This is a genomic window from Butyricicoccus sp. AM32-19, from assembly GCF_003480365.1.
In the GTDB taxonomy this organism is placed as follows: domain Bacteria; phylum Bacillota; class Clostridia; order Oscillospirales; family Butyricicoccaceae; genus Agathobaculum; species Agathobaculum butyriciproducens.
In genome coordinates, this window is the sequence record NZ_QUIX01000001.1 from 1 (window position 1) to 26,061 (window position 26,061).

The 26,061-nt window shown below is 54.1% G+C and carries 21 protein-coding genes; 12 read left to right on the top strand and 9 right to left on the bottom strand.

The genetic code is table 11. The annotated features are described in order from the left end of the window. Nucleotides 1–174 precede the first annotated feature (174 nt). From DW806_RS00005 to DW806_RS00015, 3 genes are read left to right on the top strand one after another with little or no spacing between them, the layout of a single operon-like run. Entirely contained in the window at nucleotides 175–942 is a 768-nt protein-coding gene (locus DW806_RS00005) for a dihydroorotate dehydrogenase electron transfer subunit (protein ID WP_118728709.1), read from the top strand. Further along, nucleotides 942–1,853, top strand: coding sequence for a dihydroorotate dehydrogenase (locus DW806_RS00010; protein ID WP_110435524.1), 912 nt, complete (start codon nucleotides 942–944; stop codon nucleotides 1,851–1,853). Before DW806_RS00005 ends, DW806_RS00010 begins: the two co-directional genes overlap by 1 nt. Next, nucleotides 1,853–3,016: a bifunctional histidine phosphatase family protein/GNAT family N-acetyltransferase gene (locus tag DW806_RS00015; protein ID WP_117491886.1), complete on the top strand. Its 1,164-nt coding sequence runs from the start codon at nucleotides 1,853–1,855 to the stop codon at nucleotides 3,014–3,016. The genes DW806_RS00010 and DW806_RS00015 overlap by 1 nt, the downstream gene beginning before the upstream one ends. A 41-nt stretch (nucleotides 3,017–3,057) precedes the next feature. Here DW806_RS00015 and glgB read toward each other — a convergent pair whose 3' ends face one another. Beyond that, nucleotides 3,058–4,812, bottom strand: a complete 1,755-nt coding sequence (glgB, locus tag DW806_RS00020) for a 1,4-alpha-glucan branching protein GlgB (RefSeq protein WP_118728710.1) — start codon at nucleotides 4,810–4,812, stop codon at nucleotides 3,058–3,060. Between the two features lie 917 nt (nucleotides 4,813–5,729). On the opposite strand from glgB, the gene DW806_RS00025 reads away from it, so the two are divergent. Together DW806_RS00025 and DW806_RS00030 are read left to right on the top strand one after the other, a co-directional pair. Continuing rightward, nucleotides 5,730–6,284: an RNA polymerase sigma factor gene (locus DW806_RS00025; RefSeq protein WP_118728711.1), complete on the top strand. Its 555-nt coding sequence runs from the start codon at nucleotides 5,730–5,732 to the stop codon at nucleotides 6,282–6,284. Beyond that, nucleotides 6,277–7,041, top strand: coding sequence for a hypothetical protein (locus tag DW806_RS00030; RefSeq protein WP_118728712.1), 765 nt, complete (start codon nucleotides 6,277–6,279; stop codon nucleotides 7,039–7,041). Before DW806_RS00025 ends, DW806_RS00030 begins: the two co-directional genes overlap by 8 nt. 62 nt (nucleotides 7,042–7,103) lie before the next feature. On the opposite strand, the gene DW806_RS00035 is transcribed toward DW806_RS00030, so the two are convergent. Continuing rightward, nucleotides 7,104–8,753 carry a DAK2 domain-containing protein gene (locus tag DW806_RS00035; protein WP_118728713.1) on the bottom strand — a complete coding sequence of 550 codons (1,650 nt, stop codon included), beginning with the start codon at nucleotides 8,751–8,753 and terminating at the stop codon, nucleotides 7,104–7,106. 309 nt (nucleotides 8,754–9,062) lie between these two features. Then, nucleotides 9,063–9,413, bottom strand: coding sequence for an Asp23/Gls24 family envelope stress response protein (locus DW806_RS00040; protein WP_118360094.1), 351 nt, complete (start codon nucleotides 9,411–9,413; stop codon nucleotides 9,063–9,065). A 297-nt stretch (nucleotides 9,414–9,710) separates the two neighbouring features. Between DW806_RS00040 and lexA the strand changes: the two genes are divergently transcribed. Together lexA and recG are read left to right on the top strand one after the other, a co-directional pair. Next, a complete protein-coding gene (gene lexA / locus DW806_RS00045) occupies nucleotides 9,711–10,301 on the top strand; it encodes a transcriptional repressor LexA (protein ID WP_118728714.1) in 591 nt (196 codons plus the stop codon). A 726-nt stretch (nucleotides 10,302–11,027) separates the two neighbouring features. Beyond that, nucleotides 11,028–13,079, top strand: a complete 2,052-nt coding sequence (gene recG, locus DW806_RS00055; RefSeq protein ID WP_118728716.1) for an ATP-dependent DNA helicase RecG — start codon at nucleotides 11,028–11,030, stop codon at nucleotides 13,077–13,079. Nucleotides 13,080–13,828: 749 nt separating this feature from the next. Here recG and DW806_RS16015 read toward each other — a convergent pair. From DW806_RS16015 to DW806_RS00085, 6 genes are all read right to left on the bottom strand, one after another. Continuing rightward, on the bottom strand, nucleotides 13,829–14,197 hold the full coding sequence (locus DW806_RS16015; protein WP_118728717.1) for an IS3 family transposase: 369 nt from the start codon (nucleotides 14,195–14,197) through the stop codon (nucleotides 13,829–13,831). Nucleotides 14,198–14,215: 18 nt separating this feature from the next. Beyond that, nucleotides 14,216–14,557, bottom strand: coding sequence for a DDE-type integrase/transposase/recombinase (locus DW806_RS00065; RefSeq protein ID WP_118728718.1), 342 nt, complete (start codon nucleotides 14,555–14,557; stop codon nucleotides 14,216–14,218). A 30-nt stretch (nucleotides 14,558–14,587) separates the two neighbouring features. Continuing rightward, the gene (locus DW806_RS00070; protein WP_118728719.1) at nucleotides 14,588–14,824 is read right to left on the bottom strand and encodes an IS3 family transposase; all 237 of its coding nucleotides are present in this window, start codon (nucleotides 14,822–14,824) and stop codon (nucleotides 14,588–14,590) included. A 121-nt stretch (nucleotides 14,825–14,945) separates the two neighbouring features. After that, on the bottom strand, nucleotides 14,946–16,355 hold the full coding sequence (locus tag DW806_RS00075) for an ATP-binding cassette domain-containing protein (protein WP_118728720.1): 1,410 nt from the start codon (nucleotides 16,353–16,355) through the stop codon (nucleotides 14,946–14,948). A gap of 3 nt (nucleotides 16,356–16,358) precedes the next feature. Next, nucleotides 16,359–17,363, bottom strand: a complete 1,005-nt coding sequence (locus DW806_RS00080; RefSeq protein WP_118728721.1) for a sensor histidine kinase — start codon at nucleotides 17,361–17,363, stop codon at nucleotides 16,359–16,361. Nucleotides 17,364–17,376: 13 nt separating this feature from the next. Beyond that, nucleotides 17,377–18,990: a response regulator gene (locus tag DW806_RS00085; RefSeq protein WP_158578244.1), complete on the bottom strand. Its 1,614-nt coding sequence runs from the start codon at nucleotides 18,988–18,990 to the stop codon at nucleotides 17,377–17,379. A 223-nt stretch (nucleotides 18,991–19,213) separates the two neighbouring features. Between DW806_RS00085 and DW806_RS00090 the strand changes: the two genes are divergently transcribed. The 5 genes from DW806_RS00090 (at nucleotide 19,214) to DW806_RS00110 (ending at nucleotide 25,946) form a co-directional block, all read left to right on the top strand. Next, on the top strand, nucleotides 19,214–20,371 hold the full coding sequence (locus tag DW806_RS00090; RefSeq protein ID WP_118728723.1) for an MBL fold metallo-hydrolase: 1,158 nt from the start codon (nucleotides 19,214–19,216) through the stop codon (nucleotides 20,369–20,371). Nucleotides 20,372–20,588: 217 nt separating this feature from the next. Then, nucleotides 20,589–22,334 (top strand): PHB depolymerase family esterase, encoded by a 1,746-nt coding sequence (locus tag DW806_RS00095; protein WP_158578245.1) that lies wholly within the window; start codon nucleotides 20,589–20,591, stop codon nucleotides 22,332–22,334. A 52-nt stretch (nucleotides 22,335–22,386) separates the two neighbouring features. After that, nucleotides 22,387–23,862 (top strand): sugar ABC transporter ATP-binding protein, encoded by a 1,476-nt coding sequence (locus DW806_RS00100; protein ID WP_118728725.1) that lies wholly within the window; start codon nucleotides 22,387–22,389, stop codon nucleotides 23,860–23,862. Further along, entirely contained in the window at nucleotides 23,859–24,845 is a 987-nt protein-coding gene (locus DW806_RS00105) for an ABC transporter permease (protein WP_118728726.1), read from the top strand. The genes DW806_RS00100 and DW806_RS00105 overlap by 4 nt, the downstream gene beginning before the upstream one ends. A gap of 63 nt (nucleotides 24,846–24,908) precedes the next feature. Continuing rightward, a complete protein-coding gene (locus DW806_RS00110; protein WP_118728727.1) occupies nucleotides 24,909–25,946 on the top strand; it encodes a substrate-binding domain-containing protein in 1,038 nt (345 codons plus the stop codon). Nucleotides 25,947–26,061 lie beyond the last annotated feature (115 nt).

Genomic DNA, 26,061 nt, shown 5'->3' on the forward strand with positions numbered 1-26,061 from the left:
ACGCCTACATCTAAGCAGCAACGAAAGTTGCTGCTTTTTCTTTTGCATAAAATGCAGGAGAATCTTTTCTTTTTCCCGATTTTCCTGTACAATAGAACTATCGAAAAATTTTTCGCCTGCTGTCGAAAAATCTACTGTTTCGTCGGCAGACCGATCAACGGAGGGAGAAGTGTTATGTCGATTCAGGAAAACTGCCGTGTTGTAGAAAATACACGGCTGGGCGAGGGTCTGTATCTGATGGTGCTGGACGCGCCGGAAATCGTTAAACTGACGCAGTGCGGCCAGTTCGTCCACATTGCATGCGGTGAGGGTCATCTGCTGCGCCGCCCGATTTCGATCTGCACCTGGCAGGGCAGCCATCTGCGCATTGTTTTTCAGGTGAAGGGTGACGGCACGAAGTGGCTGAGCGAACGCAAGGTCGGCGATGTGCTCGACGTGCTTGGACCGCTCGGACACGGCTTTGACGTGCAGGTACTGGGCGACCGTCCGATTTTTATCGGCGGCGGCATTGGCGTACCGCCGATGCTTGGATGTGTTCGCACGGCAGCAGAAAAGGGTGCACAGCCTGCCGCAATCCTCGGTTTCCGCAACAAGGGTGCGGTGATCCTTGAGGGCGACTTCCGTGATGAATGCGAGACCTTTGTCACCACCGACGATGGCACCTATGCGCGTCACGGCTTTGTCACCGATGTGCTGAAGGAGCAGGCGGCAGGTGCGACCGGCGTGGCTGCCTGCGGTCCCAAGCCTATGCTGAAGGCGATTGCGGCGATTGCAAAGGAAGCCGGCGTGCCCTGTCAGGTTTCGATGGAGGAGCGCATGGGCTGCGGCATCGGTGCCTGTCTGGTATGCGCTTGCGCGCTCAAGTCGGAAAACGGCGAAACCCGTTACGGTCATGTCTGCAAGGACGGTCCGGTGTTCAATGCTGAGGAGGTCGAGTGGTAATGGCAGATTTAAGAGTGAACTTTTGCGGCGTTGAGCTGAAAAACCCGATCACGACCGCATCCGGCACCTTTGGTTTCGGCCATGAGTACGGCGAATTTTTTGACCTGTCCCAGCTTGGCGGCATCGGCGTTAAGGGTCTGACACCGACCGAGCGTCTCGGCAATCCGGCGCCGCGCATCGCGGAGACCCCGCAGGGTATTCTCAACTGTGTCGGTCTGCAGAACCCGGGCATTGACCGTTTCATCGAGGAGCAGATTCCGTTCCTGCGCCGGTACGACACCAAAATCATCGCCAACGTCTCCGGCAACACGGTCGAGGAGTACGAGGGCATGGTCGAGAAGATTTCGGACGCGGATGTTGACCTCATCGAGATGAACATCTCCTGTCCGAACGTAAAATGCGGCGGCATGGCATTCGGCACCCAGCCGAAGATGGTTGAGGAGGTCGTTTCGGCAGCCAAGGCCAAGGCGAAGAAGCCGCTGATCGTCAAGCTGTCCCCGAATGTCACCGATATTGCGGAGATTGCACGCGCAGCGGAGTCCGCAGGTGCGGACGCGCTTTCGCTCATCAATACACTGCTCGGTATGCGCATTGATATCGAAAAGCGCAAGCCGATCCTGTCCAACGTAATGGGCGGTCTGTCCGGTCCGGCGGTGTTCCCGGTTGCGGTTCGCATGGTATATCAGGTGCGTAAGGCGGTTTCCGTGCCGATTCTCGGCATGGGCGGCATCCGTACCGGCCGCGACATTGTCGAAATGATGCTTGCGGGCGCAGACGCGGTTGCCATGGGTACGGTGATGTTCAACGACCCGACCGCTCCGGTCAAGGCGCTTGCCGAGCTGAACGAGTGGCTGGATGCACACGGCGTGAAGTCTGTCACTGAGCTGTCCGGTGCAGTTGAGGTAGGCTGATGAGAACCACGGTCTACATCATCCGTCACGCTGAGGCAGAGGGCAATGTATACCGCCGGTGTCATGGTCAGTACAACGCGCTGCTGACCACGCGGGCGTACAAGCAGCTGCCGTATCTGGCAAAGCGGTTTGAGAATGTGCCGCTCGCGGCGGTTTACTCGTCCGACCTGTTCCGCGCACGCGTAACGGCACAGGCTGTGGCAGAGCCGCACCATCTCTCGGTGGAGACCCGACCGGTGCTGCGCGAGATTGATATGGGAGACTGGGAGGACATTCCGTGGGCTGAGCTGCCGCACACATGGCCTGAGCAGTACGCGCTGTGGTGTGCCCGTCCGTGGGAAGCAGCGCCGCCGCACGGCGAGACGGTCATGCAGGCCGGTCAGCGCATGCTGGACGGCGTGCGCGCGATTGTGCGTGAAAATGAGGGCAAAGAGGTCGCAGTAGTGACGCACGGCAGTGCGATTCGCGGCATGCTGACGATTGCACACGGCTTTGCACCCGAACAGATGGGCGAAATCGGCTGGGGTGACAACACCTGTGTTGCCAAGCTGGAATTTGACGAAAACGGCAATATCGACGTGGTTTACGAGAATGATGCCTCACATTTGCCGCAGGAATACTCCACGTTTGCGTCCATTGGCTGGACGAATACCAAGGGCATTCCGGCGTCGCCGCAGATCTGGTTCCGCCGCGCTGACCCAAAGAATCCACAGGATGTGGATAAAATTGTGGGATTCATGCGCGAGCTGCACAAGAATGCCTACGGCACGGATGCAAACCTCGATCCGGATGCGCTCATCCGCGATGTAGAGCGGGCACAGAAGGTTTCGCCGCGGGCATGCACCTTCGGCTGTCTGGAAAGCGGGGAAGAGGCCGCGCTCGTTTACCTGAAAACCTGGTGGGACGAGCAGCCGGAGATCGGTCTGGTCGGCGGCTTCTGCATTGCCGGTGACTACCGCGGCTGCGGTCTGAGCGGACAGATTCTCGGTCAGGCCATCAGCGTGTACCGTGCGCTCGGCAAGCGCGAGCTGTGTGCTCGTGTTGCCGAGAAAAACATGCGTGCACAGGGATTTTATCATAAATTCGGTTTTCTGCAGCGCGGCGAGTACCGCGATGAGAACGGACTGCATTATCAGATGGTAAAGCCGATTTCGGTTGAATAAATAGGAAAAGCGCTCTGTTTTTGACAGAGCGCTTTTTGATTTTACAGCTTGAGCAGAACCGCACTGTATCGCGGCAGCGCAACCGTACACAGACTATCCTTGCGGGAGACGGCAAGCGTCTCTCCGGTGCCGCCGAACTCCGCGGCATTGCTGTCAAGCAGAATCGTAAACTTCGGCAGGAAAGCGGTGAATTTCTGTTCGCTGTCCGCAAAATTGCACAGGGCGAGCAGCGTTTCTCCGTTTGCACGGCGCTCCATGCCGAATACGCAGAGCGCATCCGCATGATTTTCCGCCCACCGGAAATTATCCGACGCATAATCTGCGTGCAGCGCGGGATTCTCCACATAAGTTATGCACAGGCTGTGGAAAAATCGGTGGAACGGACGTTCTGCCAGTGCCCAGTCCAGTGTACCGGCTTCGCTCCATTCGTACAGCTGACCCAGCTCGTTGCCCATGAAATTCAGCTTTTTACCCGGATGTGTGAACATATACAGATACATCACACGCGCCTGCGCATACTTGTCGCATTCGTCCGCGCCCCACATTTTCTGCACGATTGCCGCCTTGCCGTGCACAACCTCGTCGTGCGAGAGCGGCAGCAGATAGTGTTCGTTGCCGAAATAATGCATCGACCAGAGCAGCTTGCCATGATCGCGCGGACGCAGATCCGGCTGGGTCTGACAGAACTCGAGCGTGTCGTGCATCCAGCCGAGATCCCATTTGTAGTCGAAGCCCAAGCCGCCCTCGTCCACCGGACGGGTGACACCGGGATAGGCAGTCGAGTCCTCAGCGATGAGCAGAGCCGAGGGATGGCGGGCTTTGAGACCGCGGTTCATATTTTTAAGGAAGTCGAGCGTGTCGCCGTTGATGCCGCGCGCGGGATCGCCCTGCCAGTAGATCAGGCGCGAGACCGCATCCATGCGCAGACCGTCAAAATGAAACTCAGTGAGCCAGTAATCGGCTGCAGACTGCAGAAAACAGCGTACTTCCCGTCTGGAATGAATGAAATTGTAGCTGCCCCATTCACTTTCACCGACCGCGCTGTGCGGGTACTCGTACAGGTGCGTGCCGTCGTATTTCGCCAGACCGTAGGAGTCCACGGCAAAGTGTACCGGTACAAAATCCATGATCGCACCGATACCGGCATGATGCAGCTTGTCAATCAGCATTTTCAGCTGCGCCGGCGTGCCGTAGCGCGAGGTCGGGGCAAAAAATCCGGTGTTCTGGTAGCCCCAGGAGCCGTCAAACGGGTGCTCGGACAGCGGCAGAAACTCCACATGCGTGTAGTCGTTTTCCCGCAGATAGGGAATCAGTCGGCGGGCGATTTCATCGTAGGTGTACCAGCCGTTTGCGTCGTCCGGATTGCGCATCCACGAGCCGAGGTGCATCTCGTAGATATTAAGCGGTGCGTCCGGCGAAGCTGTGCGGCTGTTCATCCACGCTTCGTCTGTGAAGCGGTACTTGTCAAGGTCGGTGATAATCGAGCAGCAGGCAGGCCGCAGCTCCATGGCAAAGCCGTAGGGATCGCAGTGCTCGGTGACAGAGCCGTCCGGGCCGTAGATGCGGTATTTGTAAAACTGGCCTGCGCGGGCGTCCTGCACAGAGACCGACCAGAAGCCGCTGCGGCCGTCCTGTACCAGATCGGTTTCGGTCCAGCCGTTGCACGCGCCGGTCAGCGTAATGCGGCTGGCATTGGGTGCAAAGGTACGGAAAACGACAGCGTTTTGCTCTATGTGAGCGCCAAACCAGCGGTAGGCGTCGAAAATTTCTCCTGTGAAGAATTGGTGCTGATTCATGGAAGCACTTCCTTTCTTTTCCCCTAACGGGGGATGGTCGCTTGTGAAGCGAAAGAACTGCGGCGGTTTCGCCGGGGAAACCAAAAGGGTAGACACCTACGGTTTCTACCCTCTTGGGACTCCCGTTTCCCTTGGGGATAGCACGGCGAAAATTAGTGAACTGAGACTATAAGGACGCGACAGAGGATTTTCTCTACCGCAGGACGTGCTTTGCGCGTCCATGTATCCGTATATTCGCAGGGTCAGATACCGTTCTGCTACACATGTGGTATAATCAACGCAGAGTGCGGCATGACAGTGCCGCACAATTCGTTAGCGTGTTATGATAGACAGGGCCTACGAAGATAAATTGTAGCGAATACCTAAATTCGCAGGTGCCTTCCGTTACAACGTGCCAAAGGGTTGCGCGACACGGGTATGTCGCGCCTGCGGAGACGGAACCGCATGTGTAGCAGCAGAGTATCTGGCACTGCGTATAGGCAGGGGAATGGGAGCACACTGTGCTCCCCAACGGAAGAAAAAATCCTCTGCCGTTCCCCTTTTCGGAGCGGTCTCGTCTCTCCGATTTTCGCCGTGCCCTCTAAGGGAAAGAGGAAGATTCACAAGAAGGAGAAAACCGCAGGTTGTCTCCTTCTTGTGCCCTCGCCAGGCAGGCGAGTTAGGTTCGCTTCGCAAGCGACCACACGATACAGCGGCACAATCCAGATTTTATAAATTAAGTATAGAATACATACACGTTAAACGCAACCGTCAAAACTGTACAAAGTGTCCGTTAAATAAAAATGAACCGGCCCGCCGCTTCGCGGCTCTTATACTCGGGTGCGTCAAAGGACGCGGATTTCACCCAAAATAAAATGAACCGAATCCGGAGTGGCTGCTCTTATATACAGACGCACCCAGGGAAAGGATAGAAAGTTATGAACGATAAAGAGCTTGTCAGCCGCATGCAGTACGGCGATATGCAGGCGTTCGACGAGCTGTACGAGCGCTACAAGGACGATGCATATCGCCTTGCGTGCCTGATCACCGGCAGCAGGACGGACGGCGAGGATCTGGCGCAGGAGGCCTTTGTCACCTGTGCACAGTCCATCAAATCCCTGCGGGACGGCAGCAAATTCCGGCCGTGGCTGCTCAGAACGCTGTCGCGCGCGGCATGGAAGTACTGCCGCAAAGCCAAACGGGAAACGCCGGTATCCGAATTTTTCGATGCAGGTGAGAGCGAAAGCGCACTGTCCGCCGTGCTGCGGACGGATGAGCAGCGCCGTCTGTACGCCGCCCTCGACACACTGGACGAAAAACGCCGCGTGACCGTGGTGCTGTATTACTTCGATGATCGCTCGGTGCGTGAGATCGCGCAGGCGACCGGCGTGACCGAGGGAACGGTGAAATCCCGCCTTTTTTCCGCTCGCCGCCATCTGCGGCAGGCGCTGACCGAAGAACGGAAGCCGAAGGAGGCTGCAAATCATGGATGAAATCAAAATGGAACGCGAAATCAAGGAAATGCTGCATCAGTGTGCAGATGAGCTGCATGCACCGGATTCGATGCAGGCGCGCGTCAAATTTGCACTGAACAATGCACCGGCACGCAAGCGTCATCTGTGGAGCAAACGCTTTGTCGCGGTTGCCGCTGTCGCTGCGATTGCGGTGACCGGCGCATTCGCCGCCGGCGGCATGGGCGGCATTTTCAGTGAGGGCTGGTCTGACCAGCGGCTGGATCTGTCGAGCACGCAGGCGCATCTGGCTGATGCAGGTGTAGCGCTCACGCTGCCGGACAAGATTGGCGAGTATACGTTCAGCTACGGCTTTGATGTGGATACCACCGCACAGAACGACATGGGCGAGACCGAAAAAGTCAGCGAGGTGGACGCGACCTACACGAAGGATGGCGCGGAGCTGAATCTGTCCGCACATAAGAGCTACACCGTGTTCACCGAGGACGAGCAGGACAATCCGGTACCGGCAACGACCACCGAGGTAAACGGCGTTACGCTGACCTACCGCGATGCGCACTACCGCTTCGTACCGCCCGACTACGAGAAGTCCGACGAGGAAAAGCAGCAGGAGAAGAACGGCGAACTCGTTATCAGCTACGGCTCGGACGAGGTGGAGGATAAAATGTTCCAGTCCGTACTCTGGGAGCAGGACGGCGTAACGTACCTCATCAGCGGCTGCGACACCGGTCTGGATGCACAGGCGATGTTCGGCATGGCGGCAGAGTTTATTCAGTAAAACCTAACGAAAAAAGCATCGAGAGAGCTTCTCTCGATGCTTTTTTATGCTTTCCGGACGGTTTACTCTACCGAAATGATGTAGTAGTAAACCGGCTGACCGCCGTCGATGACGTTGATCTCCATCTCCTTATTTTCCTTGTGCAGCAGGTTCTCGACCTCAGCGGCCTGCTCCTCGGTAACGCCTTCGCCGAAGATAATGGTTGCAAACGCGCTGTCGTCGGAGACCATCTCGCGCGCCAGCTTCTTGATGACCGAGGTTTCCTTGCCGTTGGCGCACAGCTTACCCTCGCACAGCGACAGATACTCACCCTGCTTGATCTTCTTGCCGTCAAACTCGCTGTCGCGGGCCGCATACGTCACCTGACCGCTGCGGACGTGCTTTGCCGCGTCCAGCATAGCAAGCGCCAGCTCGCTGTCCTGCTCGGCTTCCGAATCGACCGCCAGCATGGCCGAAATACCCTGCGGGATGGTCTTGGTCGGCACGACGATCACCTTTTTCTCCTCGGAGAGATGAACCGCCTGCTCGGCAGCCATGATGATGTTTTTGTTGTTCGGCAGCACGAAAACGATTTCCGCCGGAACGGCATCGACAGCGTGCAGAATGTCGTCGGTGGATGGGTTCATGGTCTGACCGCCCTGCACGACAACGTCCGCGCCGAGGTCGGTAAACAGGGTTTTGAGACCCTCACCGGCCGCAACGGCTACAAAGCCAAACTTCTTCTCTGCGGGGACGATTACGCGCTCCTTGGGCGCGTCTGCCGTGCCCTCGATTACCTTGGCGGTGTGCTGCTCGCGCATGTTTTCGATCTTAACGGTCAGCAGCGGACCGAATTTCAGACCCTCCTCGAGCGCCTTGTTCGGCTGGTCGGTGTGAACGTGTACCTTGACGATATCATCATCCTCGACAACAACCAGCGAATCGCCGATTTCGTTCAGGATAGAGCGCAGACGGGCAACATTGCGTGCCTTGTCCTTGCGGGATGCGATGAACTCGGTGCAGTAGGTGAAGGTGATGTCCTCGTCGCTCATCGCAGCGAAGTCTGCGGTGAACTTGGTCGGCTCTGCCGCAACAGCACGTTCCTTGTGGATGCCGCGCAGCGCGTCCAGCATGCCCTCGAAGATGGTGATAAAGCCGAAGCCGCCGGCGTCAACCACGCCTGCCTTTTCGAGCACCGGATTCTGATGAACGGTTTCCTCAAGTGCGGTGTGGCCCTGCTCGATGATCGCTGCCAGAACCTGCTCTGCGGTGAGCGTCGGCTCGGCCTGACACAGCTCGACCGCGTGCTGTGCCGCAACGCGCGATACGGTCAGGATGGTGCCCTCAGCGGGCTTCATAACCGCCTTGTAGGCGGTGTCTACGCCCTCGCGCAGCGCAAGCGCGAGTGTGCGGCCGTCGGCCTCGTCGGTCTCGCGCAGCTTTTTCGCCATGCCGCGGAACAGCAGCGACAGGATAACACCCGAGTTGCCGCGCGCGCCGCGCAGCAGCGCGGAAGCGGTCGCATCTGCCGCTTTGGCGAGGGTCGGCTCAGCGAGCTTTTCCATCTCAGCCATCGCGGAACCCATCGTCATGGACATATTCGTGCCGGTATCGCCGTCCGGCACCGGGAATACGTTCAGTTCGTTTGCCTGTTCCTTCTTTTCGGCAATGGCGAGTGCGCCCTCGATCACCATGGACCGGTACAGCGCACCGTTGATTTTCTGATCTGCCATTTAATTTAATCTCTCCCTAAAAGTAACCGCGCAGTTGCGCGTAATAAGATTTCGGTTTGCTTGCAAACCGTAACCGCATGGCAGGATTTCCTTAGGGCAATCCGAGCCATTGGTCCCGTCCGCAGACGTCCGCGGTTACGCCGCGGCATGCAATCAGCGGCGTATTTCGCCGCAACAAAACCCGCGACATGAGCGTGGGTTTTGTTACTCCGACTCAGCGCCCTTGGGGCGCGTCGTTCGGGTATCGGAAGTCAGTTTCTACGGAACTGATTTCCGTATATAGGGGACTTGCGAAGTCCCCTATAGGTGTCAGTCCGCCTTGATGCTCTCTACATAGATATCGACGTTCTTCACGTCCACACCGGTCAGACGCTCAACGTTGTAGCGTACCTCGCCGATGATAGAGCGGCAGACGGTGGCAATATTCACACCGTGCTCGACTGCAATGTGCAGGTCGATGTTGACACCGCCGTCCACAGCCTCGGTGACCTTTACACCGCGCGACTGGTTTTCCAGTCCGAGCAGATGCGCCAGTCCGTCCGACATGGAGCGGATGGTCATGCCTTTGACACCGAAGCAGGAGGATGCTGCGTAACCGGCAATGCCGGCCAGCACCTCGTTGGTAATGTCGATATATCCGAGATCGGTCTTGATGGTCATATAAAAACCTCCCTGCGAGTTAGGGGTGCAGAATGCGGGTCCCCTTGCAATAATCAATACCTTTGCTGTTTATATGATATAACAAAATCATGTAAAATACAAGCAATGCGGTGATGAAACTGCGTTATTTTTCAACACGGCGGCAGAAAATGGATAAATTGAAGGATAGTGTCGAATAACGCGGAAAATTCGTGCAGGTTAATGCAAACAAATGTTTGCTTATTGCAGCGGATTGCGGTATAATAAGGATAAAATTACGAACGTATGTTCCGACGGAAACAGCGAGGAGTGCCGAAAATGAAGAAGATTTCCGCCAAACAACAGCAGATACTGGAGTATATAAGCAGTTATTCCCTCGAACACGGCTATCCGCCTTCGGTGCGCGAGATTGGTGCAGAGATGGGACTGCGGTCGCCGTCCACCGTGCATGCGCACCTGAAAAAGCTGCAGGAGGCCGGTTATCTGGAGCCGAATGAGCATAAATCGCGTGCGCTGACGCCGGTCAGCGGCCCTTCCATGGTGCCGCGCGTGCCGATTCTGGGCCGCGTCACCGCCGGTATGCCGATCCTCGCGGTGGAGGAGCATATCGGCTATGTGCCGTTCGAACCGGCAGTGGGCGGCGGCGAGTATTACGCGCTGCGCATTCGCGGCGATTCGATGATCGGCGTGGGCATTATGGATGATGATCTGGTCATTATCCGGCAGGATGTGCAGGCGCGCAACGGCGACATCGTAATCGCGCTGCTCGAGGATGAGGCCACCTGCAAGACGCTCAACATCACGCCGGACGGTGTCTGGCTCATGCCGGAGAATCCGGCGTATCCGCCGATCAACGGCACCGGGTGCCAGATTTTAGGCGTGGTGAAGGCGGTTTACCGCGAGTATTAAGAGCAGCCTTTTCAGTACCGGCTGAGCGGGGGACGCGAACTGCCGCAGGCGTGTTCGCCCTAACGGGCGGGAGGTTTTTCGCTTGAAATCAAGCGGGGGATTTGCCGCGCCCGCAGCGAGGGCAAGAGGGTAGACACCTACGGTTTCTACCCTCTTAACTCCCGTTTCCCTTTGTTTGTTAGTCTGGCGCAGACCAGAGAGCGGCGACCGCTTCGAAAAGGGGAACGGCAGTCGGGTTACCACAGCGTATCTTTCGCAACCTGTTCGCAGTTCACAGATAGATTGCTGCTACACAGGGTGCGGCACTGTTATGCCGCACCCAGCGTAGAGTTGCCCGTATGTGTAGCAGAAAGGTATCTGACCCTGCGAATACGCGGATACATGGACGGCTATCAGTCGTCCTGCGGAAGAAAAAATCCTCTGCCGTTCCTTTATAGTCTCAGTTCTGCAAATTTCGCTGTGCTAAGAGGAAACGGGGAGATTCATAAGAGGGGTGGAAACCTTTGGTGTCCATCCCTCTTATGCGCCCGCCGCGTAGGCGAACTCCCGCTGAACTTCAGCGAAAAACGCTCCGCCCGTTAGGGCGAACCGTCTGCGCGGTTCGTGCGCCCCGGTCAATTGGTGCAGAAAAAAGGGCGCCGCCCAGAATGGGCGAACCGCCTGCGCGGTTCGTGCGCCCCGTAAAGCGGGTGCCTTGCAAATCAAAATTCCCAAAGGAGAATCCTCATGCCATCGGTTGATGACAGCATCCAGTTCGTCAAGGGCATCGGCCCGAAAAAGGCGAAGCTGCTCGAAAAACTGCATATCCGCACGCTTCGTGACGCGCTCGAGACCTACCCGCGCGACTACGAGGATCGCACTCACATCACGCCGATTGCGGAAATCGGCATGGAGGACAAGTATGCTGTGCGCGCTGTGGTCGGCACCGAACCCAAGGTCAACCGTATCCGCAAGGGCCTGACGCTGGTCAAGTGTACGATTTACGATGAAACCGGCACGCTGAACGTCACCTACTTCAACAATCCGTATGCTGCGGCGCAGCTGCGCGTCGGACAGGAGTATGTGTTCTACGGCAAGGTGCAGGGCTATGGACGCGGCCGCACGATGGTCTCCCCGCAGTCGGAGAAGGTCGCACCGGACGCTGACCACCCGGGACGCATCGTGCCGGTCTATCCGCTGACGGCGGGACTGACCCAGCGCGATCTTGAGCGTGTAACCGCTGCCGCGCTCGACACGCTGACTGGTGAATGGCCCGATCCGCTGCCCGAACTTTTGCGGGCGAAATACCGCCTGCCGGACGCAGTAGATGCGCTTTCTGCCATTCACCGACCGAAAACCAAGGACGATGTGGCGCAGGCGCGCCGACGCATGGTATTCGAGGAGCTGTTTTTGCTCTGCTGCGGCCTGCAGCAGCTGAAGGAGCGTCGAAAGGCGGATTCCGGCATTGTTTTTACCTCGAATGGATTGGATTCGTTCTTTGAAGCCCTGCCGTTTACACCGACCGGCGCACAGCGGCGTGCGATTATGGAGATCGCGGCAGACTGCGCCTCCGGACGGCCGATGAACCGGCTGGTGCAGGGTGATGTCGGCTCGGGCAAGACAGTGGTAGCGGCCGGATTGTGTGCGCTGGCCGCGCAGAACGGCTGGCAGGCGGCTTTCATGGCGCCGACCGAAATTCTCGCCGCGCAGCACGCGGAGACGCTTGCACCTATGCTGCACAAGCTGGGCATCTCGTGCACGCTGCTCACCGGCTCGATGACTGCCGCGCAGAAACGTGCGGCACTGGCCGCCATCGAGACCGGTGCGGCGCAGGTGGTCGTGGGCACGCACGCGCTCATTCAGCAGAGTGTGCAGTTCCACCGGCTGGGTGCCGTTATCGCGGATGAGCAGCACCGGTTCGGTGTGGCGCAGCGTGCCGCGCTGTCCGCGAAAGGCGGCTCGCCGCATGTGCTCGTCATGTCGGCTACGCCGATTCCGCGCACGCTCGCACTCATCATGTACGGCGATCTGGATGTGTCCGTGCTGGACGAGATCCCGCCCGGAAGAAGTCCGGTCGAGACCTACGCCGTGGGCGAAAATATGCGCAAGCGTATTACTGCCTTCATCGACAAGCAGGTCGGTCTCGGTGGGCAGGCTTACGTCGTGTGTCCGCTCATCGAGGACAGCGAAAATGCAGAAACCAAGCTGAAAAGTGCGGAACAGCACGCAAAAGACCTGCAGAAGCTGCTTCCGCACCGACGTGTGGCTGTGCTGCACGGACGGATGAAAAACGCGGAAAAAGATCAGATCATGCGCGATTTTGCAGCGCAGAAATACGATATTCTGGTTGCAACGACGGTTATCGAGGTCGGTGTGGACGTGCCGAACGCCAATCTAATGGTGGTCGAGGACGCAGACCGGTTCGGTCTGTCGCAGCTGCATCAGCTGCGCGGACGTGTCGGCCGCGGTACACGGCAGTCGTACTGCGTGTTCTTCGGTGCGGATAAGGGACAGGTCGCGCGGGAGCGCCTGCGCATCCTGTGCAGGACCGGTGACGGCTTCGAGGTCGCACGCGCAGACCTCGCACAGCGCGGTCCGGGTGACTTTTTCGGTCAGCGGCAGCACGGCCTGCCCGCACTGCACGTTGCGGATTTGGCGGCTGACCTTGCGCTCATGCAAAACGCCCGCGAGGAAGCGGAAGCGCTGCTGGCTGCCGATCCGACACTCGCCGGCTATCCCATCCTGCTCGACCGTGTGCAGCGTATGTTCGCCGAACAAAATGATGAAGCGTTTAACTAAATTAAAAACAGGAGAGAACCTCAGTTCAATGTCACTTAGATAAGCCCTAAAGATGTAAACAATCGAATAAGCGAGAACAGCGCACGGCAAAGCGAAAGCGAACTGTGCGCTACTTTACGAGCACGAAGGTATGAGAATAAAGTGTATAAAAAATCCGCTTAAAAGACTATTCAAAAGAAAAGAATTATGCTGCTCTGTAGATGAGGTTGACAGCAGATTTCTGTCGTGTCTTACGAGTATCTTTTCGACCCGGGCGAATAGGCGAAGTGAATCTCATAAGCAAGGATTCAAGCTCTGGTGGACGGACTCTGCCGAGGGAAAATTGCAGACAAATATGTGCAGCATCAGAGAAATTGACCTTATAGGTGTATTTCTTTTTTGCCGATTCAATGACGGTAGAACGGGTAATTGGTTGACAAAAATTGTATATCATCAGTTTTGCAAAGATTTATTGAAAGATGAAGTCCATCTTTTTTGGCGTGTAAGTAAAGTAAGGACAGCATGTACTTTAATTGCGGAAAGAAGTTTCCCACTTGCTCCGGGAAAGAATCTGGGTCATCAGGATTCGTTGCGCATCGCAAATCAGATCTATCGACCGCCAGAGGTCGAAGTCCTCGACAGGTTGTATGTTTGTCAGTGCTTGCTGTAAATCTGTGAAAGAGATATTCGAACGCTTCTGGGATAATTTTAGCTCGCTGCTGAATGGATGCAGGAGACGTTGGAACAGACGGACTCAGTTCGAAAAATCCTCAATATCGCGTGTCAGCGTTCCGCTTCGAAATGTCAAGACAGCCGAAATGGTCTTTTTGAGTGATAGCTTTCGGTTTCTGGTGTAATCTTTCTGAGGGCTGCGGACAAAATCTTGGACTATGCCGATAGACCGAGTTTTTGTCTATACTCCAGAGGGCTAAGCCCGCCCGGAGAAATCTTGATTTGTTTTTTTGATACCAAACCATATATTCTTCGACTATATGAATAAACTCCTCTATTGAAACGTTTAGCCATGAAACCCCATAAAACATCTCGTTCTTCATTCGCCCAAAGAAACCTTCACAGGCTGAATTATCAGGCGAGCCCCCTTTCTTGAACATGGATCGATGCAAATACGCTGCATCCATACGGCTGCTCCAGCCCGGTCAGCGATAGTGACATCCACGATCCGTATGGACAATCGGATGCTCTCCGACCTTTAGAAGATAAATCGCTTTGTCCAGCATTCCATTTGTCAACTCTGCGCTCGGACTGGTGCCAATGCGCCAGCAAACAGACATACCATTAAGGCAATCGATGATTGGAGAAAGATAAACCTTGTCGGCAGGGATTGCAAATTCAGTAATAGTAGTCAGCCACTTTTCATTGGGACGATTTACGTGAAAATCCCGCTTTAGAAGATTGGGGACAGCTGGCGTAATTTCTCCCCGATAGGAACTGTAGCGTGTCTTCTTTCTGTTCGCTCCCTGCACTCCTACTTGCTTCATAAGACGGCGAATTACCTTTTCGGATAGCCGTCAGTCCTCTTTTTTCAGCGCAGCATGAATGCGCCGGTATCCATAACAGCAATGATTTGCTTCAAAAATATCCTTGATTTTCTCTTTGACATGGAAGTAGTTATCCTGCTTCTTTACTCGCGTTTGCTGGTAATAATAGCTACTGCGCGGGCAGTTTAATGCGGATAGAAGTTCCGGCAGCGAATATTTATTTTTCTTCTCCTGGTTCCGGAGAGCTGCCCCGAGCTTATTTGTCAAGCATTTTCTTCAAATATTTACACCAAAGATGCCAGCACACTGAATTCTTTCAATGTGCTGGCATTTTCACATTAACTTAGTTACATTGCTGAAAAACGGTCAGTTTTTTATAAAGCATGCGTTATTCACAAACCGTAACACTTTCACAGTTATCCTGCAGCACTGAGCGGTCATTGGAGCTCCACAGCACGGCGGTTCCTCGTGCGCGAAGTACCGCAATACAGTGCAGCAATTCCGCTTTAATCTGCTCATCAATGGTATAAAAGGGATAGTCCAATACCAGCAGACCAACCGGTGCAAACATGACACGCAGCAGCACAAGCTGATCCCGCATACGACTGGACAGGTGACGCGGATATACGTCCAACCCTTCCGGATCAAAGCCCATCTCCGCTGCAAAATCACGCAGCGCCAACCGCAGCATTCGACGATTGATCACATCACCGCGTTCACGAAAACGATTCATCGACCGGAATACGATATTCTCTGCCGCTGTCAGATTCTCAAACACGCCCTTCTCCCAAAAGCGCGGTCCCATACAGCAAATTTCATCTGCATGCCGCTGCCGCCAATCAGCTAAATGGTACATCCGGCCGTCCTGCATTGCAATACCTTCCGTCTGCCCCTGCCCGGAAAACATACGGTATATGATACCCCTGCCAGTTAAACCGCCACACAGCACTCCTGCGGCTCGTCCGGTGTATAAATCCACAGAAAACGGCGCTATATCATTATCTATCAGACAGATTTCCTGCAGCGAGAGATACAGCCGCGGCACGGTCCTTTCCTTCGGAGACACCCCCGTTGATGAAATACGCAGGCGCTGATGAATACCATAAGCCGTCATATCCTTCCGCAGACGTTCCCAACATATCATGCCGCCGCGCATCACCGCGATACGATCCGCATATTGCAGCACCTTAGATACACTGGAATTAAATACAATGACCGATACGCCTTCATCCCTCAGTTGATGTAGGAAGGCGGCAAAACGTATCAGTTCGTCCCTGTCAAGACCCTCACCGGCCTCTCGGCAGATCAACACCTTTGCGCCGCACAACAGTGCACGGCAGATCGAGATTTCCAGCCGCTGCTCGTTTGTTATACTGCTGCCGCGGGCGTGCGGCTCACAGCCGATGCCATAGTGTTCAAACACTTGTTTGGACAGTTCATCTATATTCTTTCGGTGCAAAAATAGATTTTTCCACGAAAATCCGCGCAATACTACCAGATTTTCCGCCGCTGTCATACCATTCACTACGGAAGCTTGATGGGTAATCTCGTAAATTCCCAGCTTGCGGGCTTCGTTCTCCGAACGGTAGCTGACCGGAACGCCATCCAGATAGATTGTGCCCGAAGCCGGGCATAACTTGCCGCACAGTACATCCGCCAGCACAGAGGCGCCGCTTTCGCTGATACCCGTAACACCCAGTATTTCACCCACTCGAAGGGACAGGGAAACATACTCCAGATTCTGTCCGGATGTCTGTGCAGTAACAATCTGCTCCAGATAAAGAATCTCCTGTTTCATGGTTTAATTTCCCCTCATCTGCGGCAGTGTTACGATAACTGTTGTACCGATATCCTGCGTGCTGGCCACATCCACACCGTACTGCATCCCAAAATAAAACTGGATACGGCGATTGACATTGCGCAGCGCAATACCTGTTGACCGAGAACTGTCTGCTCTGCGTTCAATCGGGCCGCTGCGTTCCCGCAAACTTTTGCGCACACGACGTAGCTCATCTTCCGCAATACCGACACCGTTATCCTCTACTGAAATTTGCAGACGACTTCCTACACTTTCCACACGCATGGTGATCTTACCGCCATCTACCCGGCGGTTAATACCATGTGACAGCGCATTTTCCACCAACGGCTGCAGTGTCATAACGGGCAGACTGCTGTCCATTACGTCTTCATTCTCGATATGCTCCTCATAGGTGAAGCGATCGCCATAGCGATACCGCTGAATGAGCAAATAGTGATGTACATTGTCCAATTCCTGTGCCAGCGTAGCCAGTTCGCCCGGGCTGTTAATGCAGTAGCGGAACAGCATGCCAAGTGCTTCGGCCATCTCCGCTACATCCTCGCTGCCTCGCCGCATAGCGCGGCTGCGGATGATTTCCAGTGTGTTATACAGGAAATGCGGATTGATTTGGTTTTGCAGCGCGTGCAACTCAGCTTCGGTCTTCAGCGCTCGTGAAATAGATACCTCATGCAGCTTGTCAAACACCTGCTCAAGCATTTCCTGATCATCCATGTGTAGCAGACGGTCTTTTTCCTCCGGTTCAAAATAATCCGGATCGCCGTCTGTCAGCATATTTTCCAACGCACGTCGTCTGCCAATATTACACCGCAGTTCCGCTGTATAGCTGATGGTCATCGCCAGCAGAGCTGTCGTGATACCGCATATTGGTATAATGCCACGTCTGCCGAGCGTGCACAGCATTCCTGTCATGACACCCAGCAACAGCACAAAGCCGCCCGCAAATAGCCATACACTTCGTTGATTGCGAATCTCTTTCCAATACTTCATGGTGCTTCCAGCCTCACGAATAGAATTTACGGTACTCAGACGGAGTAACCGTAGTTTCCTTTACAAAAATCTTGTTAAAAAACTTGATATCGCGGTAGCCTACTTTCTCAGCAATATCTGCAATGCGCATTTTTGAGGTCTTCAGTAGCTTCTTCGCCTGTTCAATGCGGATATGCTGCAAATACTCGACAAATCCAACACCGGTCTCGGTCTTGAACAGCGTGCTGAAATACGATGTGCTCAGGCACACATGCTTTGCTACCTGCGCCAGAGAGATGCTCTCTGCATAATGCTGTGTCACAAAGTTTTTTGCCTGTCGAATCACATTATTCTCCCGATTTTGCACAAACTGACGGCAGTTCTCAAGCATCTGCGCTGTCAGCTCCACAAAACGTGTTGCAAGTTCTTCGCAGGAATAACCGCTGCACAGTACGTCAAACGGCTCCAGCAGCCGAGGTGCCCGGGCCTGCTCATCACGAGGCAGCTGTTCTGCCGCATTATTGAGGCAGGACAGCATCTGCTCCAGCAGAAAATAGCGGCTGCCTGGTACGATATTCTCGCTTTCCCACTTGCTCCATACCCGACGAATGAGGGCAGCGGCGCTGTCCGTATTCATGTGCTCCACCGCATCACTCAGCAAGTTTTCCCACTCGCCGGTATAAAACATGACGATTTCCCGCAATGCAGCATCGGTCTGTTCATTGAACACCAGTACCGAGCTTTGCCGCTTTTCTAGACGCCACTTGAGCGCTGTTTTCGATTGCTCTACCGCAGTCGGAATATTTTCAGTATCGCCGTCCAACAGCTTACTTGCTGCACCGGTCAAATGGATCAGATGATTGACGCTGTTCAGGCTGCGAATCTCCTGTCTAATAGCACGGAGCAGCGTCTCGCTTTCGGATTCAGCCTGCTCTGCGGAATAGGACAGCAGGCATACGGCATCAAGATGATCAGAAAACGCCGATAGCAGAGTGCTGTGCTCCTGTGCAAGCGCCCGAATGTGCTCGAGCGTATCGCTCACCTGATTGACCAGTGAACCGGCCTCATCGGACGATGCAGTAAAATTGCTGTCAATGCAGAAGGTCACACACTGCAGTTTTGCGTTATCCAGCACAAACAACTCACCGCCATGCCGTTGGGAACGTGTCGGCGTATGTCCGGTCTCCCATACAGTACGCACGTATTGCTCCCGCAGGATGTCCATACTCTCCTGCAGTTCATTCTGTACACGGGCTGCCTCCTGCCGCTGCTCGGCCCGATCGCCCAGTTCATGATCCAGCTTTTCGAGCGCTCGGTTCAGTTCGGCTTTTTTGAGCGGCTTGAGCAGGTAATCCCATACGCCGAAACGCAGTGCTGTCTGCGCGTACTGGAACTCGGTGTAGCCGCTCATCACAATAAAGTTTACGGCCGGAAATTCCTGTTTGGCGCGTTCGATCAGTTCCAGTCCGGTCATGCCCGGCATACAAATATCCGTAATGACAACATCCGGATTGAGTTCTCTTATCTTTTTCAACAGGTCTATGCCATTGCACGCTTCACCGACTATCTTTGCGCCGGGATAGGTGATCAGCGCACGGCATAACTCAACAATATCAAATTCATCATCCGCAATGATAATTCTCAACACGGCTATTCCCCATCCTCTCTTTGCTCGGGTGTTCTCTTCTTCTAATAATAAAGTACCATAAAACTTCTCATGATTCAAATTTTTACGGCAGGTTCAAAAGATACCCCCTGTGAATCTAAAAAACGACCTGTTCTGTCTGCCTGCCAGTCTGCTATACTGGTTACAGTGAGAGAACCGGCACCGATATTTTCTCTCCTACAACACGGCAAAGGAGTTTTGCGTTATGGGAAAAACCGCTATCCCGTCCGTTTTTCCGGCGGAAGGTACTTACGAACTGTCCACACTTCATGTTAATCTTTCCTGCGCGGCACCGCATGCCGTGATTCGCTACACAACAGACGGCACCGAGCCGACATCGAACAGTCCGGTCTATCACCGAGAAGCAGGTCTGATTCCGGTCAAACATACCGACGGAGTGGAATCCGTCACCATCCGCGCTTTTGCGCAGGCAGATGGTCTGCAGCCGAGCGATACTGTTGCGTTTACCTACCGTTTTGCCTGCCGCCCCAAAGGCGTATTCCGCCATTCTCTGCTGCGCGAATCGTCGGATACGGTTGCCGGTCTCATCCGTATTGAGGATTTCGATCTCGACCGCATGTATCTCATCATAGGTCAAAAACGCGCTGCACTGATTGACGCCGGCTGGGACTATGACGGTGATCTTCCGGCGCTATGTCACGCACTTACCGGCGGTCTTCCTGTCGATCTGCTCATCGCACATGGTCATCCCGACCATATTGCACAAGCTGAAAAATTTATTGAATACGGATGTAAGGTCTATGCTCCCTATGCTGACAAATCTATGAAGCAACTGGACTGCGGATTGGACTTTACCCATATTGAGGATTTGAAAGGCGGCATGCGCTTTGATCTCGGCGGCACCGTACTGCAAATCTATGCTACGCCCGGACATACCCCTGGCAGCGTTGTTGTTTTAGATGAAAACACAGGTGATCTGTTTGCATCCGATTCGTTTGGCAGCAACCGCCGTGAAATTCCGGACAGTGCATGGCTCCAACTGAGCGGATACTCACTGGAAAGCTGTCTGCGCTCTCTGGAGACTTTTCTTGATGCCGCAGGCAATAAATGCAAACGCATTTTCACTGGCCACAACGCAGAAATGATGGACGCCCAACAATATTTGTCCACCTTGCGCAAAGCTATGCACAACGCTGTGGATAACGGTGCAGCCTGTCTTTCTCCCTCTCTGCGCAGCGCAGCCGAGTCATTCGGCTCCGGCTCTATTGCCGTAGAGGGTGACTGGCGGCATGACCCGATTTGGGCCGCAGCTAATCTGCAATTCCTGTACGATGTCGACACACAACAGGATCCGCCGCGTTATGCACCCGGTTTTGATCCAAAGATCAAAACCATACTTTGAAATCATTCTCCGCATCTTTCGACTCATCTCTCTTCTCTGCCGCCGATCGGTCCTCCGGTCGGCGGTTCTTCTTTGTGCGAACAAATATGGGGTGATTTTTACGTCTCTCCGCCAACTCCGAAAAAACACCCCCATAAATCAAAAAATACCCGCATTGGAAAATTGGTAAGAAACCGGTATGCTTATATCATCAAAAAGAAATACGGGAGGGAAGACGATGAAACGTGAATATTGTCTGGATATCGACAGCAACGTATATACCCTTGGTGATCTGAATATGTTTCTTGACAATAAGGAGCCAATTTCCTATCCGGCAGTTGACTCACAGAATCCGACTAAGCCCTTCTTTACCGGAAGCATCCGGCAAGAAGTCGAGATAGATGGCATAGCACGTTCATTCCTTCTGTATATTCCTCAGCATTATCCAATTTCGGGCGCAGGCATCTTCCTGTATCCGGATGACAACGTATCTGCCGAAGACTATCTGGAAAACAGCGGCTGGAAGCCGGTTGCCGAGCAGACCAATGCCGCATTGATCGTACTTGAATCCCGTTCCGGTGGCTGGGATAAAAAAGATGTTCAAAGCGAAATCAGTTATAGCGAAGCGGTTTTCAAAAAATCCATTGCCCGCGTGTATTTCAGCATGAACGAAGCCACCTACTACTGCATGGGTTTCGGAAACGGCGCTTACGTTGCAGCAGCATACGCCATGCTCAACTCGGCATTGATTGCAGCTGTCGCTCTGGATGGAGACTACGACCTGCATCCGGATTTAATGGCACAGCTCCGCAGCATCCGCTCTGACCGAGAAGCAAACAAGTCCAAACTGGATGTGGCGATGCCGGCCTGGCTGATTGGCAAAGCTACTCCTCTGTTGGACAGCCTGAAACGTGCAGCCGATGCCAGCGACGAACAGCTTTACAACGATGCGGCATATATCTATCGTCAAAATCTCAAGCAGTATTTTGACCAGCCGAACGGTCTGCCGATGGTGGAAATCTGGCACACCGAACCCGGTCGATGGAATCCCGAAGCAGATGAAAAATACCGCCGCATGGCAGAATTTGTGCTTCGCTTCAAACGGTGGTTGAGCATCGGCAACGGCGATTTCCGACCCGCTCGAACATGGCAGGACATGAGACTTCACCGCTTCACCGCCGAGATAGACAACAGACAGCGCGAATGGTTCGTATACGAACCTACGGCACTCCGTACCGGAAAGCTGCTGCCGTTGGTACTGGCCATTCATGGATACAGCTGCACCGGCGAATTGTTTGCAGAAAACAGCAGTTGGCACGAGTTAGCCGAACGGCGTGGTTTTCTTCTGGTTTATGTTTCCGCTTTTCCCGATAACGGCATCAGCGGCGGACACACCGTGCCTCTTCCTTCGTGGAATGCGCTGAATATCCATGCGCAAACCGATGATGTGAAATACATTGACTATGTATTGAGCAGTGTTAAAAACTCCTATCCGGTTGACTCTGAACGTGTTTACGTTTCCGGTCACTCCAATGGCTCTCTGCTGACGCAGCGACTGATGGAGGAACGACCGCTTGCATTTGCAGCCTTCGGACCACAGGGCGCACCTTATCATATGGGATTGGACGGTACTGCTGCTGATCGTACTATCCGCAAGGATGGCATCATCCGTCCGGTATGGCTGATGATGGGTGCCGAGGATATCGGCGATCAGGACAAGTTGGACTGCGGCTCGATCAACGACCGTTTTCTCGATATGATGTGTGAACTGAACGATCTCGATCGCACAGGTGGCATTGACCGTGAAAACGGCAAGTATCATACCCGCACCTTTGTGAACGCAGAACGTGTTCCGCTGGTAAAGTTCACCGGCATCACAGACACGCCGCATACCTATACTCCGGAATTTGCCCAGCTTTATTGGGATACGTTTTTCTGCCACTTCCGCCGAAAATCCGACGGAACGATCATTTATACAGACTAAGCGCTTTTAGAGAAAAAAGATTGGAGGGATTCCTATTAGCACGATACTGGAAATGCGGGACATCACGAAATCATTCCCGGGTGTGAAAGCCCTCGACGGCGTGAACCTGAAAGTGGAAAAGGGTACTGTCCACGCACTAATGGGAGAAAACGGCGCAGGCAAATCTACATTGATGAAAATCCTGTTCGGACAGCAGCCGCCCGACAGCGGCACGATCCTGTTTAACGGACAGGAAGTCCACTTCAAATCAGTAAAGGAAGCGGTAAACGCGGGCATCTCGATGATCTATCAGGAACTCAGCCCAATCAAGGAACTTTCCATTGCGGAAAACGTATTCGTCGGCCGCTATCCGAAAACCAGAGCGGGTGCGATTGACTGGAAAACCATGTACGATTCCTGTCAGAAGATCTTTGACCGCTGGGGACTCAATTATAATCCCCGCACCAAGATCAAGATGCTCAAAACTGCAGATATTCAGATGATCGAAATCATCAAGGCGATCTCGTTTAACGCACAGCTTGTTATCATGGACGAACCGACCTCCTCCATCTCTCAGAACGAAATCGAGATGCTGTACGATTTTATCCGTGCTCTCAAGCGTGAAAATATCACTATTATCATCATTACACACAAACTGGATGAGGTATACACCATCGCAGATGAAGTTACTGTTCTCCGTGACGGCCAGTACATCGGCGCTAAGCCAATCGGTGAACTCAGCCGTCCTGAGCTGATCAAGATGATGGTAGGTCGCGAAATGACAAACCTGTTCCCGTCCAAGGACACCGGCTACGGCGATGTTCTGCTGGAGGTCAAAAACCTCAATAACGGTTCCAAGGTAAAGGACATCTCCTTCCAGCTGCACAAGGGCGAAATCCTCGGCTTCGCCGGTATTGTTGGCGCCGGCCGTACCGAGACCATGCGTTCGATTTTCGGACTTGATCCATATGAGTCCGGCGAGATATACTTAGAAGGTCAGCAAATCAAAATCCGCTGTGTACGCGATGCCATCAAGCACGATATCGTAATGGCGACCGAAAGCCGCAAGGATGATGGTCTGGTGCTCTGCCGCTCGGTAGAGGAGAACATCATGCTGCCATCGCTGTACCGCCGCTCCAAGGGCGGCATCCTGGACGTAAAGAAAGAGCACGAAATCGCAGATTCTGCTTCCAAGCGTCTATCGGTTAAGACCAGTTCGCTGTCCACTATGGCAAACTTCCTGTCCGGCGGCAATCAGCAGAAGCTGATCCTGTGCAAATGGCTGCTGATGGATCCCAAGGTGCTCATCCTCGATGAGCCGACCCGAGGCATCGATATCGGTGCAAAATGGGAGATTTACAACATCATTATCGATCTGGCAAAGCAAGGAGTAGGCGTGATTCTTGTTTCGTCCGAAATGGAGGAAGTCATCAACCTGTCTGACCGCGTAATGGTCATGTGCGAAGGACAGATCAACGGCTGTTTGAGTAAAGAGGACGGTATCACGCAGGAAAAGATCATGGCTCTGGCATCGGAGGTTCAAAAATGAAAAAAGGAAAAGAGAGTATCTTCAAAGGCGCGTCTATTGCGGAATTGTACAGTAAATTCGGCGTTGTGCTGATTCTGATCCTCAGCTTGATCGTAGGCACCATTCTTTCGCCGGAGTTCCTCACCGGCTCCAACCTGATGAGTGTGGCGCGAAATGTCGGCGTATACGCGATCATCGCACTGGGCATGACCCGTCTGCTGATCGGCGGCGGCGTTGACCTTTCCGCAGGCTCCAACGTAGCATTCTGCAGCGTTATCCTCGCTGTTATCTACGCACAGACCGGCAGCACGCTGCTGGCAGTGGTCGTTACCTTTGCCGCCGGCATGATCATCGGCGCAATCAATGGCTACTTCGCAAGCTACATCGGTCTTATGCCCTTCATCGTAACGCTCGCGACGCAGATGACCGTCCGCGGTCTGGCTTATCTGGTGGCAGGCGGCGCACCGGTCTACGGTGTCAGCGATTCGGTCGTATTTCTCGGTCAGGGCAATGTCGGCGGCTTCCCCATGCTGCTGATCGTTGTACTGGTCGCAACCGCGATCATGCTGTTCGTCATGACCCGTACCTCGCACGGTCGCTATCTGTATGCCATCGGCGGCAACCCGGAGGCTGCAAGCGCATCCGGTATCAATGTTAAGCGTCAGGTATTTGTCAACTACATCATTATGGGTCTGATGTGCTCCTTCGCCGGTATTCTGTATGCAGGCCGTACCAACAGCGGTCTTCCGGCAGGCGGTGTAAACTTCGAGTTTGAGGCGATCATCGGCAGCGTACTCGGCGGCACTAGCATGGCAGGCGGCATCGGCAACGTGGCCATGTCCATCGTTGGTATCTATGTTGTAGGTATCATCAACAATGTAATGAACCTGTGCAGCGTTAACGCATTCTGGCAGCAGGTTGTAAAGGGTATTGTTATTCTGGTTGCGGTACTGCTTGACGTATTTACCCGCAATGCGATTATGAAATCCACGAAGAAGCGCTAAGCCGCAACGCTGGATTTTGTGATAGGAAAAGAACAAAGGAGAAAGAGACTGGAGGAAAAACGAATGAAAAAGAGATTACTGGCGACTTTACTGGCAGCAAGTGTAGCAGTGGCCATGGCAGCATGCGGGCGAGGCGGCTCCTCCTCCGGCGGCGGTGACAGCGCGGACGGCGGCGAGAAGCTCAACAAGCTGGGTTATATCTCCGCTGCATGGAGTGACGATTACTGCAAACGCTTGAATGACGCAATCGTTGAGCACGGTCCGGAATATGGCTTTGAGGTTGAGGCACTGAACGCCAGCCCGAACGGTATGGCGGACGTTACCGGCTATATTGAAGCCACTGAAGCACTGGCCCAGAAGAACATTGACGCTATTCTCTGTCAGCCGCTGTTCTCCGTGCCGGATATGCTGATGCAGTTCCAGCAGAAGGATGTTAAGGTTGGCTTTGTCAACATCGTACCGCAGATTTCGGATTCCAGTAAGGATCTTGATTTCTGCTACGCAGGCAGCTCTGAGGAAGCAATCGGTGCTCAGCTGGCGGAATCCATGTCTTCCGGCTTGAAGGATGGCGCGAAAATCTGTGTTATCTGTCTGCCATATGGTCAGGACAACGCCGCAGGCCGCCTGAAGGGCCTGCAGGACTGGTTCGCAGCAAACCGCCCGGACATTGAAATTCTCGAGGTCAACTATGTAGAGCGCAACGAGGCTACTCTCGCACAGAGTATTTTCGAGGATTGGATCCAGAAGTATGGTGTCGGCGGCTTTGACGGCGTAGCAACTCAGAGCTCCATGCAGACGCAGGGCATCGTAGAGAGCATGAAGGCTCTTGGCCTGAACAACACCAACTTTATCCTTGGCGGTATCTCTGCCTCCAGCAGCGACTGGATCAAGGAAGGCACCGAATACTGCGATCTGTATCAGGACCCGGATCTGGAGGCAACCACTGCACTTGATATGATGCGTCATATGGTAGATGGTACCACCGATGAGCTGGAATTCATGGATAATGCACCGACCAAGAATTTTGTAAACGTTTCTATGACCACTCTGAACGCTGATAATATGGATGAATACACCTCGTCCGCACTGGCAGCAAAATAACCTTTCTTCTTCTTATTAAAAAACGACCCCCTACTAAAGACGCGGCGCAATATGCGCCGCGTCTCAGTTTGTCGAGAAACCCGGTTGCACATTAAGCTGCAACCGGGTTTCTAAC

Coding starts and splice junctions, on each gene's coding strand:
- DW806_RS00005 (WP_118728709.1), top strand. CDS start 175: ATGTCGATTCAGGAAAACTGCCGTGTTGTAGAAAATACACGGCTGGGC.
- DW806_RS00010 (WP_110435524.1), top strand. CDS start 942: ATGGCAGATTTAAGAGTGAACTTTTGCGGCGTTGAGCTGAAAAACCCG.
- DW806_RS00015 (WP_117491886.1), top strand. CDS start 1,853: ATGAGAACCACGGTCTACATCATCCGTCACGCTGAGGCAGAGGGCAAT.
- glgB (WP_118728710.1), bottom strand. CDS start 4,812: ATGAATCAGCACCAATTCTTCACAGGAGAAATTTTCGACGCCTACCGC.
- DW806_RS00025 (WP_118728711.1), top strand. CDS start 5,730: ATGAACGATAAAGAGCTTGTCAGCCGCATGCAGTACGGCGATATGCAG.
- DW806_RS00030 (WP_118728712.1), top strand. CDS start 6,277: ATGGATGAAATCAAAATGGAACGCGAAATCAAGGAAATGCTGCATCAG.
- DW806_RS00035 (WP_118728713.1), bottom strand. CDS start 8,753: ATGGCAGATCAGAAAATCAACGGTGCGCTGTACCGGTCCATGGTGATC.
- DW806_RS00040 (WP_118360094.1), bottom strand. CDS start 9,413: ATGACCATCAAGACCGATCTCGGATATATCGACATTACCAACGAGGTG.
- lexA (WP_118728714.1), top strand. CDS start 9,711: ATGAAGAAGATTTCCGCCAAACAACAGCAGATACTGGAGTATATAAGC.
- recG (WP_118728716.1), top strand. CDS start 11,028: ATGCCATCGGTTGATGACAGCATCCAGTTCGTCAAGGGCATCGGCCCG.
- DW806_RS16015 (WP_118728717.1), bottom strand. CDS start 14,197: ATGGATGCAGCGTATTTGCATCGATCCATGTTCAAGAAAGGGGGCTCG.
- DW806_RS00065 (WP_118728718.1), bottom strand. CDS start 14,557: ATGAAGCAAGTAGGAGTGCAGGGAGCGAACAGAAAGAAGACACGCTAC.
- DW806_RS00075 (WP_118728720.1), bottom strand. CDS start 16,355: ATGAAACAGGAGATTCTTTATCTGGAGCAGATTGTTACTGCACAGACA.
- DW806_RS00080 (WP_118728721.1), bottom strand. CDS start 17,363: ATGAAGTATTGGAAAGAGATTCGCAATCAACGAAGTGTATGGCTATTT.
- DW806_RS00090 (WP_118728723.1), top strand. CDS start 19,214: ATGGGAAAAACCGCTATCCCGTCCGTTTTTCCGGCGGAAGGTACTTAC.
- DW806_RS00095 (WP_158578245.1), top strand. CDS start 20,589: ATGAAACGTGAATATTGTCTGGATATCGACAGCAACGTATATACCCTT.
- DW806_RS00100 (WP_118728725.1), top strand. CDS start 22,387: ATGCGGGACATCACGAAATCATTCCCGGGTGTGAAAGCCCTCGACGGC.
- DW806_RS00105 (WP_118728726.1), top strand. CDS start 23,859: ATGAAAAAAGGAAAAGAGAGTATCTTCAAAGGCGCGTCTATTGCGGAA.
- DW806_RS00110 (WP_118728727.1), top strand. CDS start 24,909: ATGAAAAAGAGATTACTGGCGACTTTACTGGCAGCAAGTGTAGCAGTG.